The organism is Polaromonas sp. P1_G1, assembly GCF_056405595.1.
Window position 1 is genome coordinate 89038 of sequence record NZ_JBFUBU010000003.1, and the last position, 15178, is coordinate 104215.

Consider the following 15178-nt stretch of genomic DNA (forward strand, 5'->3'; position numbering starts at 1 on the left):
AGGGGTGAACCTATTTCATGGCTTTGCCAGGCCGCAGGCGCCGCCCCCTTGAAGGGGGGAACAGGCTACACGCAGTGAGCCTGAACAGGGGTGAGCTAATTTCTAGCGGCGGCGGAACAGGAGGGCCAATACGGCTATACCCAGCCCCAGTCCCCACAGCGGCCACATCCCGTAGCGCGACACCCAGGCGGCATAGGGCGTGATGCCGTTGCGGCCTTCCACCTCGCCGACCAGTGCGCCGCGCGTGTGGCGCTCCAGCGAGTAGGTGACCTTGCCGGTGTGGTCGATGATGACGGTGGCGCCGGTGTTGGTGGCGCGGATCATCGGGCGGCTGAACTCGAGCGCGCGCATACGCGAGATCTGCAGATGCTGGTCTATGGCCACGGTGTTGCCGAACCAGGCGATGTTGCTGACGTTGACAAAAATCGTGGGCGCCAGCGCCGGGTCGGCGAAACGCGCGCCCAGCTCTTCGCCGAACAAGTCCTCGTAACAGATGTTGGGCGCCAGCCGCTGGCCTTTCCATTCGAAGGAAGCCTGGCCGACCGCGCCGCGGTTGAAGTCGCCCAGCGGGATGCGCATCATGTTGATGAACCAGCGAAAGCCCGGGGGAACGAATTCGCCGAAAGGCACCAGGTGGTGTTTGTCAAAGCGGTAGGGCTCGGGCTGCCCGGGCTTGAAGCCGACCACCGAGTTGGCATAGCCGGCCTGCGGGCTGCCCACGGGGATGCCCACCAGCGCCGCCTGCTGGCCGGTGGCAAAGCGCGACTGCAGCGCCCGCCAGTAGCCTTCGGGCAACTGCATGGGCAGCAGGGGGATGGCGGTTTCGGGCGCCACCACCAGCGGCGTCTTCGCGTCGCGCAACTGCTGGCCGTACCAGTTCAGCGCGGTGGCCACGCCGGTGCCGCTCTGGAATTTTTCGTTCTGCGGGATATTGCCCTGCAGCAGCGTGACCTGCAGCGGCTCCGCGGCCGCGGTGGAGCCCGCCTCCCCCGGCAGGGCGCTTTGCACCGGCAGGTAGGACAGGACGAAGCAAGCCGCCACGATGGCAATCGCGGTCGCCCACTGCATGCGGGAGGCGCGCATGGCCATGGCCAGCCAGGCGGCGGCCAGCGCCGCCAGAAAGGTGATGCCGTGCACGCCCACCAGGGCGGCCAGCGGTCTGGCCCAGCCGTCCACATGGGCGTAGCCACCCTCGCCCCACGGGAAGCCGGTGAAAAACTCGACGCGAGCCAGTTCGGCCAGCAGCCACAGCGCGGCGAACACCAGGGCGCGCGGCAACTTGCGGCGCGGCGCCAGACGCACAAACAGCGCGCCCGCTACCGCGTAGTACAACGACAAAAAGGCCGCCAGCAGCACCACGGCCAGCACCGTCAGCGGCGCGGCCAGCCCGCCGTAGTAATGCATGGAGATGAACAGCCACCAGAAAGTGCTGCACAGCATGGCCGTTCCGAAGGCGACGCCCAGCCAGGCGGCGCGCTTCAAGGAGCGGCAGCTGTCGATCTGCGCGGCGAACAGGAACATCGCCAGCAGCTGCATGCCCCCCAGAGGTTGGCCCTGCACGAAGGCGAAATCAAACGGCCAGGCCATGCTGGCGGCATGCAGGCAGCCGGCAATCAGGACCATGGCCAGCTGGAAGGGGGAGAAGCCCTTGCGCGGCGGCAGGTTGCGCGCGTGCTCAAGCAAGGCGGGCAAGGTCGGCAGGTGGGACATCATGCTGTGAATCGAGTCCCGTGCCATATATCGCCCTCTTCTTTATTGTGTGTGTGTCGTCAGACGCCAGCGGAAGCCGGCGATACCTTGAACCAGCGCACCGCGCCACCCTTGGTGTGCAGCACCGTGAATTGCAGCCCCGCCAGCGCGTAGTGTTCGCCGCGCTTGGGCACATGGCCCATCTCGTGCGCCACCAGCCCGCCTATCGTGTCGAAGTCGGTTTCGGGCAGCGTCACGCCGAAAGCCTCGTTGACGCGCTCTATCGAGGTGTCGCCGCTGACGCGGTAAGTGTGGTCGGTCAGGCCGAAGATGTCGCCGTCGTCCTCGGCGATGTCGAATTCGTCCTCGATCTCGCCGACGATCTGCTCAAGCACGTCTTCAATGGTGATGAGGCCGGCCACRCGGCCGAATTCGTCGATGACGATGGCCAGGTGGTTGCGGTTGCCGCGGAACTCGCGCAGCAGGTCGTTCAGGCCCTTGCTTTCCGGCACGAAGACGGCGGGGCGCAGCAGGGCCTTGATGTTGAGTTCGGGCGCGCGCTGCAGCTTGAGCAAATCCTTGGCCATCAGGATGCCGAGGATGTTTTCCTTTTCGCCCTCGTAGACGGGAAAGCGCGAGTGGGCGGTGTCTATCACCAGGTGCAGCAGTTCGTCGAAGGGCGCGTCGATATTGATCACGTCCATGCGCGGCGCGGCCACCATGACGTCGCCGGCCGTCATGTCGGCCATGCGGATCACGCCCTCGAGCATTTCACGGCTCTGGGCGCCAATAACGTCATTGTCCTGGGCCTCCACCAGGGTTTCGATCAACTCGTCTTTCGAGTCGGGACCGGGGTGGAGCATTTCAGCGAGCTTTTGCAGAAAACCTCGCTTGTCTTCCGGCCTGGAAGACCGACTGGGGGGAACGTCGGACACGTGATGGCGGTCGGTAGTTGTGAAGGGGCTAAGGATAGCTGAAATCTTTGACACTGAGGGGGATGGGATACGAGGGACCGGATTTAAAAGCATTTTCCGCGCCAGCCTATCGCATCTGGGCTTTTTCAGCTATTGATTTGATAGCGAGCCGGTGCTTTTCCCGGCCCGACGAAACCTTTGGTTGTATTGGGCGGCCCGCGCAAAGCTCAGGCTGCGGCGGCAGCCTTGCGAATCTCCTGGCTCACATGCCGTCCCTGCCGCTCGGCGCCCTGTCGTCCGGTCCGCAAGGGCGCCGCGGCCCGCACCGCCCCCAGCGCACCGGCCAGGCACTGCGGCCGACCGCGCGCGCCGCTGGCCAGGTAATCCGCGAGCAGCGCATCGCGAACCTCTTTCCCGGCCAGGCCGCGCACCTCCGTGAGGTGCTCAAACAGCAGGTCCACGAGTTTTTCCAGCGCGAACTCATGCGTCTTGGCCGTGGTCGCCCACAGCCAGTCGCTGAAGCGCAGGAAGTTGCCAAAAGCCGAACCCGGCGCCAGCAGCAGCTGGAGCGCCCGCGCGAAGCGGCCGGAGTTCGCGACCATCTCCCAGTAGCGCGCAAAACGGTTGATGCGCTGCATGGTGGCGAAATCGATCGTGGAGTTCTGCAATATGGTGTACGGCGTCTGCGGGTCGTAGGCCATGGCGAAGGCTTCGGTGTGCCGCGTGATCGGCGTGCCGCGCAGGCGCTTCAGGATGCCGAACTGAATTTCATGCGGCGCCAGTTCATGCAGGCGGTCAAAGCCCTGGGCAAAACTTTCCAGGGTTTCGCCGGGCAGGCCGAAGATCAGGTCGGCGTGCACATGGGCCCGGCTTTCGTTCACCAGCCAGCGCAGGTTGTCGGCGGTCTTGCCGTTGTCCTGCTTGCGCGAGATGCGCTGCTGCACCTCGGGGTTGAAGCTCTGGATGCCGACTTCAAACTGCAGTGAGCCCGCCGGGAACTGCGCAATCAGGGCCTTCAGGCGCTCGGGCAGGCTGTCGGGCACGACCTCAAAATGCACAAACAGCTCAGGCGCCATCCGGTCCAGGAAGAACTGCAGGATGCGCACCGAGTTCTCGACCTTGAGGTTGAAGGTGCGGTCGACAAACTTGAAGTTGCGCGCGCCGCGCTGGTACAGCGTGTCCATTTCCGCCATGAAAACCTCGAGGTCGAAGGCCCAGGCGGTCTTATCCAGCGAGCTCAGGCAGAACTCGCACTTGAAGGGGCAGCCACGCGAGGCCTCGACGTAGAGCAGGCGCTTGGCCAGGTCTTCGGCGGTGTAGTCGCCATAAGGCAGGGCCAGCGCCTCCAGCGGCGGCTGTTCGCCGGCGATCACCTTCATGAGCGGCTGGGGGCCGTCAAGCAGCGCGCGGCACAGCTTGGGAAAACTCACGTCGCCCCAGCCGGTGACCACATGGTCGGCCAGGCGGCAGATTTCCTGCTCGCCGGTCTCGTAGCTGACCTCGGGCCCGCCCAGCACGATCTTGATGCCGGGGCGCAAGGCCTTGAGCAGGCGCACCACCTGGGTGGTCTCGACCACGTTCCATATATAGATACCGAGGCCTATCACCTCGGGCTGCAGCGCCAGCAGCTCTTCGACGATCTGCGTGGGCCGCTGCTGGATCACGAATTCGCGTAGCTGCGTGGCTTCGCGAAGGCCGGGCCCGCCGTGTTTGTCCATATTCGCCAGCAGGTAGCGCAGGCCCAGCGAGGCGTGGATGTACTTCGCGTTGAGAGTGGCCAGGACAATACGGGGCATGACCCTATTATCGGAGTTGGCTCCCAAAACGGCTGTAATCACCTGGCCGGCAGGCGGATCCAGCGCCACCCGCCCCAGGAACTAATGCCCCCACCGCCCGCTCACACTCCCACCATGCATTTCAAGCGCCCTCTGTTCGCCGCCTTTTCCGCTACGCTTTTGATAGCTCTTGGCGCAATATCCATGGTGGCTGGCGCCCAGAATGCACCTTTGAACCTGCCCGGCAAAAGCAGCCGTGGCGCGGCCGCCAGCGTGGTCACGACCGACCAGGTGCGCGCCGAACTGCTGGCCTGGGCGCCCGAGGGCGTGGAGCCCGGCAAGCCGGTCTGGGTGGGCCTGCAGCTCACGCACCAGCCCGAGTGGCACACCTACTGGAAGAATTCGGGCGACTCGGGCCTGCCCACGCAGCTCGACTGGCAGCTGCCGGCCGGCATCGATGCCGGCGAGATCGCCTGGCCGACGCCGAAAAAAATCCCCATCGGCACGCTGGCCAACTACGGCTACGAAAAAACCGTGCTGCTGCCGGTGCCGCTGACGGTCGCGCCCGGCTTTGCCGGCAGCCAGCTTGAGGTGAAGCTCAAGGCGGCCTGGCTGGTGTGCCGCAAGGAATGCATTCCGCAGGAGGGCGACTTCGCGCTGAGCATCCCGGTGCGCAGCTCGACCGCCGCCAGCAGCCAGCTGTTCAAGGACACTTTCGCCGCCACGCCCAAGGCGCTGCCCGCCGGCGCCAGCCAGGTGGAAGTCGGCGGCGGCAAGGCCATCAGGATTTCCCTGGCCGGCCTGCCCGCCGCGCTGCAGGGCAAGACACTGGCGCTGTACCCCGAAACCGGCAGCGTGATCGAACCCGCGGCCGCCTGGCAGCAAGCCTGGCAAGGTGCAGTGTGGACGGCCGAGGTGCCGCTGTCCGGCCAGCGCACCGAAAGCCCGGCCAGCATGCCGCTGGTGGTGGCCCTCGAGAACGCCGCCTACCGCATAGACGCGCCGGTCAAAGGCGCCTGGCCCGCGCCGGCGGCCGCCGCCGTGGTGCCGCCCGCGCTCGAAGCGGCGTTGCGCGCCAATGCCTCGGCGGGCGCCACGCCCCTGCAAACCAGCGCGGCGCCCGTGGGCCTGATCGCCGCGCTGCTGGGCGCCCTGCTCGGCGGGCTGGTGCTCAACCTCATGCCCTGCGTGTTCCCGGTGCTGGCCATCAAGGTCGTGGGCTTTGTGCAGGTAAAAGATTCCGCCACGCGCCTGACGACCGGCCTGGCCTATACCGTGGGTGTGGTTCTGTCCTTCCTGGCGCTGGGCGCGCTGCTGCTGGGCCTGCGCGCCGCTGGCGAACAGCTGGGCTGGGGCTTTCAGCTGCAGAACCCGGCCGTGGTTGCGCTGATGGCCGCCCTGTTCACGCTGCTGGGCCTGAACCTCGCGGGCCTGTTTGAATTCGGCAACCTGCTGCCCGGCCGGCTCGCGGGCTGGCAGGCCAAGAACCCGACCGTCAATGCGTTTTTGTCGGGCGTGCTGGCCACGGCGATCGCCTCGCCCTGCACCGCGCCTTTCATGGGCGCCTCACTCGGTTATGCCGTGGGCTTGCCGGCCTTCGAGGCGCTGGCGATTTTCGCGGCCCTTGGCGTGGGCATGGCCCTGCCTTATCTTGCGGCCAGCGCCATCCCCGCCGTCGCGCGCGCGCTGCCGCGCCCCGGCCCCTGGATGCTGACCTTCAAGCAGCTCATGGCCTTCCCGATGTTCGCCACCGTCGCCTGGCTGGTCTGGGTGCTGGGCCAGCAAAGCGGGGTGGACGGCGCGGGCGCGCTGCTGGCCTTGCTGGTGCTGATGGCGCTGGTGATCTGGGCCTTCACGCTGCGCGGCACGCCGCGCACCTTGCTGGCGGCTTTCTCCCTCGCGCTGGGCGCATGGGGCCTGTGGTCCATGGGCCCGAACATCACCCGGCCGGTGGCCATCGCGTCGGCCGCACCGGTCGCCGGCGGCTGGCAGGCCTGGGAGCCGGGCCGGGTTGACCAGCTCGCCGCGCAAGGGCAAAGTGTGTTCGTGGACTTCACCGCCGCCTGGTGCGTGACCTGCCAGTACAACAAGAAGACCACGCTGTCGAACGCCGCGGTGCTGGCCGACATCCAGGCGAAAAACGTGGTGCTGCTGCGCGCCGACTGGACGCGCCGCGACCCGGCGGTGACCGCGGCGCTGGCCCAGCTGGGCCGCAACGGCGTGCCGGTCTACGTGGTCTACAAGCCCGGCCGCGCGCCCGTCGTGATGTCGGAGATCCTGTCGGTGGATGAGGTAAGGGCCGAACTCGCCAGGCTGTGATGTTGTCTATTTCTTCTTTCAAGGAGTCAAGCCATGAATGATCAAGCACGCTCTGCGCGGCCATTGAACCGCCGCCATTTTTCCGGCGCGATGGCCGCCCTGCCCTGGCTGGCAACGGCCGCCCTTTCCCCGCTTTCCGCGCAGGCCGCTTCCGCCGCCGTGGGCCAGGCGGCGCCCGACTTTTCCGCCGTCGACACCTCCGGCAAGACGCATCGCCTGAGCGATTACAAAGGAAAGCTGGTGGTATTGGAATGGACCAACCCGGGCTGCCCTTTTGTACGCAAGCACTACAGCGGCAATATGCAGGCCCTGCAAAAAGAGTTCACCGCCAAGGGTGTGGTGTGGCTGGCCGTCAATTCCACCGAAGCCGGTAGCAGCGACTACCTGGCGCCCGCCAGGCTGGCGGGCTGGATGACCGAGAAGCAGGGCCAGCCCAGCGCCACGCTGATGGACGAATCGGGTCAGCTCGGCCAGCTCTATGGCGCCAAGACCACGCCGCACATGTACATCATCAGCCCGCAAGGCCAGCTGCTTTATGCCGGCGGCATCGACAGCATTCCTTCGGCCCGCGTGGACGACATCAAGACCGCCACCAACTACGTGCGCCAAGGCCTCACGGAAGCGCTGGGCGGCAAGCCGCTGAGCGTGGCCAGCAGCCGCGCCTACGGCTGCTCGGTCAAATACAAGGACGCGTAAACCTCTCCTGCAAAGGCCCGCCATGACTTCCCTGCCCCCCGCCGAACGCATGCCCTACATCCTGAACCACTACCGCAACATCGCGGTGGTGGGCCTGTCGCCCCAGCCGCACCGCGCCAGTTTTGACGTGGCGCGCTACATGCAGGCCAACGGCTACCGCATCATCCCGGTCAACCCCAACGCCAGAGAGGTGCTCGGCGAAAAAGCCTACGCCTCGCTGACCGAGGCCGCGCGCCACGAAAAAATCGAGCTGGTGAACTGCTTTCGCAACAGCGAAGACATTCCGCCCGTGGTCGACGAGGCCATCGCCATAGGCGCCAAGGCGGTCTGGATGCAGCTGGGCATCAGCAACCCGGCCGCGGCGGCCAAAGCCGAGGCCGCGGGCCTGCTGGTCGTGCAAGACCATTGCATCAAGATAGACCACCGGGTGCTGCAGTCGCGCGGCCTGCTGGACACGGCGGCCCGCACGGGCGCGGCTTCGGCCTGAGCCTGCCTTTGCGGCATCCGGCCGGGGCCCGGGAAAGCCATGCTTGCGCGGCCCGGCGCGGCCGCTGAGAATGCGCCATGTCCCTGCGCACGGCAACCACCTTCCCTCCGACCCATCCCAGCCCCGCCGTTTCGCCTTCGCTTTTTTCCCTTTTCTCCCTCTTCCGCCTTTCACTGCTGCTGGCCCTCGCGGCGCTGGCCGGTTGCGCCGGCCCGGCGCCCACGCACCGGGGTGAGGCACAGGCGGCGCCCATGGCCCCCAGCGAGGTGGGCCAGTCGGACGTGAACCGCATGGCCACGCTGGGCATGCGGGACAACCTCGAAAGCCTGCTGCGCCTGGCCGACAAACTGTACCGCCGCAACCCGGCCGAATGGCGAAAGACCAGCACGGTCAGCCGCGACGCGGCATTGGCCCAACTGCGCGTGGCCGTCGACACACGCACACCCTGGCCGGAGCTGCAGGGCAAGCGCGACATCGCGGCGCTGTCGCTGGCCCTGGGCCCGGATTTCAAGGGCGACCGCGTGGCGGCCTTTATTTACGCCAGTGCCGACATGGTGGTCACGGCCCATGGCGGCAAGACCAGCTTCTACCTGACCGACAGCCTGGACGCGCAGTACATCTACAACGCCGCGCGCAACATCGAGATCGCCGTCTGGATGCTGTCGAATCGCCGCAATGCCGCGGGCCAGCCCCTGCTGCTGGCAGACGAGATCACCGAGCGTGAACGCAACCTGAGCTTCGAGCGCGAGTTCGGCAAGGTCATAGGGCGGCTGGATTTGCTGGCCTCGGTGCTGACCGAGAAATACAGGCGTGCCGTGATCACTTATGTCCAGAACCTCTTGGGCGGTACGTTCCTCCAGTTCTTGCCCGTCCGGTAAAGCAAGCACACCCCCTTCTCCGCTCACTTCGTGTAGCGGGATCCCCCCTTGCAGGGGGCGACACCTACGGCCCGGCAAAGCCGGTTCCGTGCTGTCACTTGATTGGGAGCGAGGTGAGTCTGCGGGCGGAGACAATACGTGTTTGCCGCCAATTCCGGAAGCCGCCATGCCCGACAACTACCTGCCCGAGGTCCGAAACCAGTACGAGGCCCTGCCTTACCCGCCTTGCGACCCGCAGGACGACCATAAGCGCCTGGTGCTGACCTGGCTGGAAGACCTGCCCATGATCAACCACTACTGCTTCGCCGGGAAGCAGTCCTTCCAGCAGGGCTTCCGGGCGCTGGTGGCCGGCGGCGGCACGGGGGATGCGACGATTTTCCTGGCCGAGCAGCTGCGCCATACCGATGCGCAGGTGGTGCACCTGGACATGAGCGAGGCCAGCATCGCGCTGGCCAAAGAGCGCGCGCAAATCCGCGGCCTCGGCAACATCAGCTGGGTGCACGACTCGCTGCTGAACCTGCCGGCGCTGGCCGCGCAGCTCGGAAAATTCGACTACATCAACTGCAGCGGCGTGCTGCACCACCTGGCCGATCCCGACCTGGGCTTCAAGGCGCTGCTGAGCGTGCTCAAGGACGGCGGCGCCATCGGGCTCATGGTCTATGCCACCACGGGCCGCATCGGCGTCTACCAGATGCAGGCGCTGATGCGCATGGTCAACGGTAGCGAGCAGGATGCGCAGCGCAAGATCGCCAACACCCGCGACATCCTGGCCAGCCTGCCGCCCGGCAACTGGTTCAAGCGCAGCGAAGAACTGCACCACGACCACAAGGCCGGGGACGCCGGCATCTACGATTTGCTGCTGCATTCGCAGGACCGCTCGTACAGCGTGGGCGAGCTGTTCGACTGGCTGGGAGCCGGAGGCGCCGATGGCAAGGGCGGCCACGGCCTGCACCTGGCCTTCAGCGACGTGCAGCGCGGCCGCGCGCCTTACCTGCCGCACATGGTGCTGGGCAGCAAGCCGCCGGCCATGGCCGCGGGGCTGCGCAAGCTGCCGCTGAGGCAGCAGTATGAAATGGCCGAGCTGATGGGCGGCAACATCATCACGCATTCGCTGTACCTGACGCGCGATGCGGCCTGCACCGCGCCGTACGGCGATCCCGACTACGTGCCTTTTTTCTACCACGAGCCCTTGACGGGCGAGGTCGCGGCGCAGGTGTTCGGCAACAGCCGCGGCCAGCCCTTCATGCTCAGGCACCAGCATTCGGGTGTTTCCGTCACGGTCAACCCGGGCAAGTACGGCGCGAAGATCCTGGGCCTGATAGACGGCCGCCGCAGCTTCGGCGAGATCTTCGATCAGTTCCGCGCGGCCTGGCAGGGTAAGGCCGCCGCGCCCGACAACGCCACGCTGTTCGCCGACTTCGCCGAATCCTATGAGACGCTGAACGCACTGGAGCGCCTGCTGCTCAGGCACGTTTCGGTGGGCGTCCCGGCCGCGAAATAAAGCCACCTCAGGCGGCGGAACTCCACAGGTCGGCGCTTGGTGAGGTCTGATCCGCCAGCAAATCCACGACCACCACCAGTTCACCGCCGAAGCGGCCTATGCCCAGGCCGCTCATGAGCTTCTGCTCTTCTTCCTCCGAAGCCATGCGCACAAAGCACAGGGCCTGCTGCTTGCCGGCATGGGCGGCCGGCACGATGTTGAGCTGCGTGACCGAGCCGAAGCGGCTGCACAAGGTCCCCAAGACGGTTTGCAGGGTGGCGATATCAGGGCATTGCTGCAACTGGTCGAGTTCGAGAGGGCTCATGGGTCCTTGCCTGGAATAAAAACACGGGAACAACGGGAAGGCCGCGCCAATAGCGTGGAGGGGTGGTGCAGCATGAAGGGTGGGGCTGCGTGCTGTCGTGAGGCGCCACAGACCTGCAGCGTAGGACAAAACCGTGCGCAGGTAAGTGACGGAACGTTTTGCAACGCTTTATCGCCAACGCTTTCAAATCTCCTGTGAAAACCGCCTCGCCATGCGTCAGCATCATTGATCAAATGTCTGAAAAGCAGGTGCTTGCCCGTGTCCGTCTCCGTTCCCTCCGTAGCGCCCGCCGCCTTCGCGCTCCATGTGCTGCCGCATTCCGGCGCTGATCGGCTCGCCCGGCTGGCCGCCCGCGCCTGCGGTGTGCCGATCGCCATCGTCGCGGCCCTTGAAAACGGCGAAGCCGCGTTCGTCGCAGGCACCGGTTTTTCCGCGCAGGAGCGCGAAGGGCTGGTCGCGCTGTGCAGCGCCACGCTCGAAACCCCGCCGCGCCAGCCGCCGCTGCCGGCGCGCGGCGCGGCCCAGATCAGCTTTTACCGCGGCCTGCCGCTGAGCCGGGAGGATGGCACGCTGCTGGGCGTGCTAGCGGTCATGGACAAAACAGCGCGCAGCCTGGGCCCCGAGCAGGAAGAGGACCTGGAGACGCTGGCCGGGCTGGCCGCCGCCCAGCTGGATGCGCGGCATGCCGGCGCGCCGCAGGCTACGCAGACCGGCGAGGACGCCCAGCGCCTGGCCACACGCCTGGGCATCACACTGGAAAGCATCACCGAAGGCTTTTACACGCTGGACCCGCAGTGGCGCTTCAGCTACCTCAACCGCGAAGGCGCGCGCCTGCTGGGCCGGCCCTCAACGGAGCTGCTGGGCAAAAGCATCTGGAAGGAGTTCCCGGGCGCCATCAACACCCTGTTCTCGGAGCAGGTGCGCGCGGCGGTGGCCGGCAACTACCAGGTGGAATTCGAGGCCCTGTATGCGCCGCTCGACAGGTGGTTCGAGATACGCGCCTACCCCTATCCCGACGGGCTGGCGATTTATTTTCGCGACGTCAGCGAGCGGCGCAAGGCGCGCGAGCAGCTCATGCTGCTGGAGACCAGCATCTCGCGGCTCAACGACATCGTGCTCATCGCCGAAGCCGTTCCCTCGGGCCGGCCCGGGCTGCGCATCATCTTCGTCAACAATGCCTTCGAGCAGCACACGGGCTACAGCCCCGGGGAGGCGCTGGGCCATTCGCCGCGCCTGCTGTGCGGGCCGCTGACGCAGCGCAGCGAACTCGAGCGCTTGCGCAACGCCTTCCAGAAGGGCGAGCCGGTGCAGGCCGAACTCATCACCTACAAAAAGAACGGCCGGCATTTCTGGATGGAAATCGACATCGTGCCGGTGGCCGACGATGCCGGCGTGTTCGTCACGCACTGGGTGGCGGTGGGGCGCGACATCACGCGGCGCAAAGTGGCGGAAAGCGAGATCAAGCACCTGGCCTTCTACGACCCGCTGACCCAGCTGCCGAACCGCCAGCTGCTGATGGAAAGGCTGGACAAGGCGCTGCTGCACAACCGCCGGCACCCGCGTGAAGGCGCGCTGATGTTCATCGACCTGGACAACTTCAAGACGCTCAACGACACCATGGGCCACCAGAAGGGCGACCTGCTGCTGCAGCAGGTGGCCAGGCGCCTGGCGGCCTGCGTGCGGCAGACCGACACGGTGGCGCGCCTGGGCGGCGACGAGTTCGTGGTCATGCTGGAAGACCTGGGCCAGGACCCCGCTGAAGCCACCGTCAAGGCCGAGATCGTGAGCGGGCAGATCCTGGCCGCGCTGTGCGAGCCCTACAGCCTGGCGGGCTACCAGCACTACAGTACCTGCAGCATAGGCGTGACCGCCTTCAACCAGACCCTGAACAACATCGGCGACCTGCTCAAGCAGGCCGACCTCGCGATGTACCAGGCCAAGATGGCGGGGCGCAACACGGTCTGTTTTTTCAACCCGGCCATGCAGGCCGCGGTGACGGCCAGCGCCGCGCTGCAGTCGGACCTGCGCCAGGGCCTGCGCGAAAAGCAGTTCTTGCTGTATTACCAGCCGCAGGTGGGCCGCGACGGCCGCATGACCGGCGCGGAGGCGCTGCTGCGCTGGCGGCATGGCGAGCGCGGGCTGGTGCAGCCCGCCGAATTCATCCCGGCCGCCGAAGACGCCGGGCTGATACTGCCGCTGGGCCAGTGGGCGCTGGAGACCGCCTGCCGCCAGCTCGCGGCCTGGGCGCAGCGCCCCGAAACCGCGGCGCTGAGCATCGCCGTCAACGTCAGCGTGCGGCAGTTCCGCCATCCCGAGTTCGTCGACCTCGTGATGGCCGCGCTCAAGGCAACCCAGGTCAGCCCGCACAAGCTCAAGCTCGAGCTCACCGAAAGCCTGCTCGCCGAGGACATGGAAATCACCATCAGCAAGATGGCCAGGCTCAAGAAAATGGGCGTGACCCTGTCGCTCGACGATTTCGGCATGGGCTACTCCTCGCTCTCCTGCCTCAAGCGCCTGCCGCTGGACCAGCTCAAGATCGACAAGTCCTTTGTGGAAGACATCCTGCGCGACCCCAATGACGCCGCCATCGCGCGCACCATCATCGGCCTGGCACAAAGCCTGGGCCTGGGCGTGGTGGCCGAGGGCGTGGAAACCGAGGCTCAGCGCGACTTTCTGTCGCGCCACGGCTGCGACTGCTACCAGGGTTATTTATTCTGCAAGCCGCTGCCGATTGATGAGCTGGAGGCCTTTATCAAGACCTTGCCCGTGTGACGCGGCCGCTAGGCGGCGGCCTTGTGGTGCTGTTGCTGGGGCTGGCGTTGGTGCTCCAGCCGGAAAATCACCTCCTTGACGATGCCGTACATCACGGCGCGGTCACGGTTCGGGTGGTCGCTGAAATGCACCGTGGTGGCGCCCAGGGTCGCGCCTTCGCCGTCATAGGTCACGCTGATGCCGTGCGCCGTCATCAGCGGGCCGCAGGCGCGCCAGTCGCGCGTCCATTGCGGCAGAGCCTGGGCGCTGTCCCATAGCGTGCCCGCGCTTTCATAGCATTCTTCGATGTGCGTGTGCCCCAGCAGCTGCGCCAGGTGGCGTTCCTTGGCGATGCAGCTGCGGAAATATTCCTGGTCGTTCATGCGCATGGAAACACTCCTTGGAGGCTGTCCGGGGCCTGGTCGGGGCCCCTGCGGCCATGGTAAATCCGAAGCCGCGCCAGTGCCAGTGCCTGTGCCAGCGGACACAGACTCACACCTGAGACAATCGGTGCATGTTCGCACCCCTTCAAAACGATACTTTTTTGCGCGCCTGCCTGCGCCAGGCCACCCCCCACACCCCCGTCTGGCTGATGCGCCAGGCCGGCCGCTATTTGCCTGAATACCGCGCCACGCGCGCCCAGGCCGGCAGCTTCATGGGCCTGGCCACCAACACCGATTACGCCACCGAGGTCACSCTGCAGCCGCTGGAGCGCTACCCGCTGGACGCCGCCATCCTGTTCASCGACATCCTGACCGTGCCCGACGCCATGGGCCTGGGCCTGTCTTTCGCGCTGGGCGAGGGCCCGCGTTTTGCCACGCCGGTGCGCGACGAAGCCGCCGTGGCCAAACTGCAGGTGCCCGACATGGCCAAACTGCGCTATGTGTTCGACGCCGTCACTTCCATCCGCAAGGCCCTGAACGGCCGCGTGCCGCTGATCGGCTTTTCGGGCAGCCCCTGGACACTGGCCTGCTATATGGTCGAAGGCGCCGGTTCCGACGACTACCGCCTGGTCAAGACCATGCTCTACCAACGCCCCGACCTGATGCACAAAATGCTGGCCGTGAACGCCGACGCGGTGGCGACCTACCTGAACGCCCAGATCGAAGCCGGCGCCCAGGCCGTGATGATTTTCGACAGCTGGGGCGGCGTGCTGGCCGACGCGGCCTTCAAGACCTTCAGCCTGGCCTACACGGCCCGCGTGCTGGCCCAGCTCAAACGCGAACATGAGGGTGTGAAGATCCCGCGCCTGGTGTTCACCAAGGGCGGCGGCCAGTGGCTGGAAGCCATGGCGCAGCTCGACTGCGAGGTGCTGGGACTGGACTGGACCGTCAACCTGGCGCGCGCGCGCGCGCTGGTCGGCGAGCAAGGGCCGCAGGCCAAGGCACTGCAGGGCAACCTGGACCCCAACGTGCTGTTCGCCAATCCGGCACAGATCGAAGCCGAGGTGGCCGCTGTGCTGGACAGCTTTGGCGCCCCCCATGCCGACCCCCATAAGGCCGGGCCGACCCATATTTTCAACCTGGGCCACGGCATCAGCCAGCACACGCCGCCCGAGAGCGTCGAAATGCTGGTGCGCGCAGTGCACGCTCACTCTCGCAGCATGCGCTCCGCCCGTAGCTAACGCTTTTTGCGCATATCCCGAAACTGCCCGAAATTGGCCAATTTCAACCATGGCTAGCACAAAACCGGGCCTTGGCTGCTGGACTTATGCACAAAAATCTTGTTGCGCCGCCGCAATGCGGGGACTCTGTCCGATCTCGCGCTATCAAAGCAATAGCGCTCGTAAGTCGTTGATTTATATAAAGACTTTAAATTGCTTTTTTTCCGGGCAATTTAAGAAAAGCCTTGATTTACAAGGCTT

The 15178-nt window shown here is 66.1% G+C and carries 12 protein-coding genes; 7 read left to right on the forward strand and 5 right to left on the reverse strand.

Features of this window, described 5'->3' with window-relative positions; genetic code table 11:
- Positions 1-102: 102 nt before the first annotated feature.
- The 3 genes from lnt to AC1D1Y_RS02120 all read right to left on the reverse strand — a co-directional run bounded on the left by lnt (position 103) and on the right by AC1D1Y_RS02120 (position 4399).
- The gene (gene lnt / locus AC1D1Y_RS02110; protein ID WP_477680899.1) at positions 103-1713 is read right to left on the reverse strand and encodes an apolipoprotein N-acyltransferase; all 1611 of its coding nucleotides are present in this window, start codon (positions 1711-1713) and stop codon (positions 103-105) included.
- Between the two features lie 56 nt (positions 1714-1769).
- Positions 1770-2552: an HlyC/CorC family transporter gene (locus tag AC1D1Y_RS02115; RefSeq protein ID WP_436156001.1), complete on the reverse strand. Its 783-nt coding sequence runs from the start codon at positions 2550-2552 to the stop codon at positions 1770-1772.
- 278 nt (positions 2553-2830) lie between these two features.
- Entirely contained in the window at positions 2831-4399 is a 1569-nt protein-coding gene (locus AC1D1Y_RS02120; RefSeq protein WP_477680900.1) for a B12-binding domain-containing radical SAM protein, read from the reverse strand.
- Between the two features lie 114 nt (positions 4400-4513).
- Here AC1D1Y_RS02120 and AC1D1Y_RS02125 point away from each other — a divergent pair, with 114 nt between their 5' ends.
- The 5 genes from AC1D1Y_RS02125 to AC1D1Y_RS02145 all read left to right on the forward strand — a co-directional run bounded on the left by AC1D1Y_RS02125 (position 4514) and on the right by AC1D1Y_RS02145 (position 10259).
- On the forward strand, positions 4514-6697 hold the full coding sequence (locus tag AC1D1Y_RS02125) for a protein-disulfide reductase DsbD family protein (protein WP_477680901.1): 2184 nt from the start codon (positions 4514-4516) through the stop codon (positions 6695-6697).
- Between the two features lie 33 nt (positions 6698-6730).
- Positions 6731-7393, forward strand: a complete 663-nt coding sequence (locus AC1D1Y_RS02130; RefSeq protein ID WP_477680902.1) for a thioredoxin family protein — start codon at positions 6731-6733, stop codon at positions 7391-7393.
- Positions 7394-7415: 22 nt separating this feature from the next.
- Positions 7416-7880 carry a CoA-binding protein gene (locus AC1D1Y_RS02135; protein WP_477680903.1) on the forward strand — a complete coding sequence of 155 codons (465 nt, stop codon included), beginning with the start codon at positions 7416-7418 and terminating at the stop codon, positions 7878-7880.
- 77 nt (positions 7881-7957) lie between these two features.
- A complete protein-coding gene (locus AC1D1Y_RS02140; protein ID WP_477680904.1) occupies positions 7958-8758 on the forward strand; it encodes a hypothetical protein in 801 nt (266 codons plus the stop codon).
- Positions 8759-8924: 166 nt separating this feature from the next.
- Positions 8925-10259 (forward strand): class I SAM-dependent methyltransferase, encoded by a 1335-nt coding sequence (locus AC1D1Y_RS02145; protein WP_477680905.1) that lies wholly within the window; start codon positions 8925-8927, stop codon positions 10257-10259.
- Positions 10260-10266: 7 nt separating this feature from the next.
- On the opposite strand, the gene AC1D1Y_RS02150 is transcribed toward AC1D1Y_RS02145, so the two are convergent.
- Positions 10267-10563 carry a hypothetical protein gene (locus AC1D1Y_RS02150; protein ID WP_477680906.1) on the reverse strand — a complete coding sequence of 99 codons (297 nt, stop codon included), beginning with the start codon at positions 10561-10563 and terminating at the stop codon, positions 10267-10269.
- A gap of 258 nt (positions 10564-10821) precedes the next feature.
- Here AC1D1Y_RS02150 and AC1D1Y_RS02155 point away from each other — a divergent pair, with 258 nt between their 5' ends.
- Positions 10822-13335, forward strand: coding sequence for a sensor domain-containing protein (locus tag AC1D1Y_RS02155; RefSeq protein WP_477680907.1), 2514 nt, complete (start codon positions 10822-10824; stop codon positions 13333-13335).
- Between the two features lie 8 nt (positions 13336-13343).
- On the opposite strand, the gene AC1D1Y_RS02160 is transcribed toward AC1D1Y_RS02155, so the two are convergent.
- Positions 13344-13703, reverse strand: coding sequence for an aminoacyl-tRNA synthetase (locus AC1D1Y_RS02160; protein WP_477680908.1), 360 nt, complete (start codon positions 13701-13703; stop codon positions 13344-13346).
- 125 nt (positions 13704-13828) lie between these two features.
- On the opposite strand from AC1D1Y_RS02160, the gene hemE reads away from it, so the two are divergent.
- Positions 13829-14938 carry a uroporphyrinogen decarboxylase gene (hemE, locus tag AC1D1Y_RS02165; protein ID WP_477680909.1) on the forward strand — a complete coding sequence of 370 codons (1110 nt, stop codon included), beginning with the start codon at positions 13829-13831 and terminating at the stop codon, positions 14936-14938.
- Positions 14939-15178: the final 240 nt, after the last annotated feature.

Coding starts and splice junctions, on each gene's coding strand:
- lnt (WP_477680899.1), bottom strand. CDS start 1,713: ATGATGTCCCACCTGCCGACCTTGCCCGCCTTGCTTGAGCACGCGCGC.
- AC1D1Y_RS02120 (WP_477680900.1), bottom strand. CDS start 4,399: ATGCCCCGTATTGTCCTGGCCACTCTCAACGCGAAGTACATCCACGCC.
- AC1D1Y_RS02125 (WP_477680901.1), top strand. CDS start 4,514: ATGCATTTCAAGCGCCCTCTGTTCGCCGCCTTTTCCGCTACGCTTTTG.
- AC1D1Y_RS02130 (WP_477680902.1), top strand. CDS start 6,731: ATGAATGATCAAGCACGCTCTGCGCGGCCATTGAACCGCCGCCATTTT.
- AC1D1Y_RS02135 (WP_477680903.1), top strand. CDS start 7,416: ATGACTTCCCTGCCCCCCGCCGAACGCATGCCCTACATCCTGAACCAC.
- AC1D1Y_RS02140 (WP_477680904.1), top strand. CDS start 7,958: ATGTCCCTGCGCACGGCAACCACCTTCCCTCCGACCCATCCCAGCCCC.
- AC1D1Y_RS02145 (WP_477680905.1), top strand. CDS start 8,925: ATGCCCGACAACTACCTGCCCGAGGTCCGAAACCAGTACGAGGCCCTG.
- AC1D1Y_RS02150 (WP_477680906.1), bottom strand. CDS start 10,563: ATGAGCCCTCTCGAACTCGACCAGTTGCAGCAATGCCCTGATATCGCC.
- AC1D1Y_RS02160 (WP_477680908.1), bottom strand. CDS start 13,703: ATGCGCATGAACGACCAGGAATATTTCCGCAGCTGCATCGCCAAGGAA.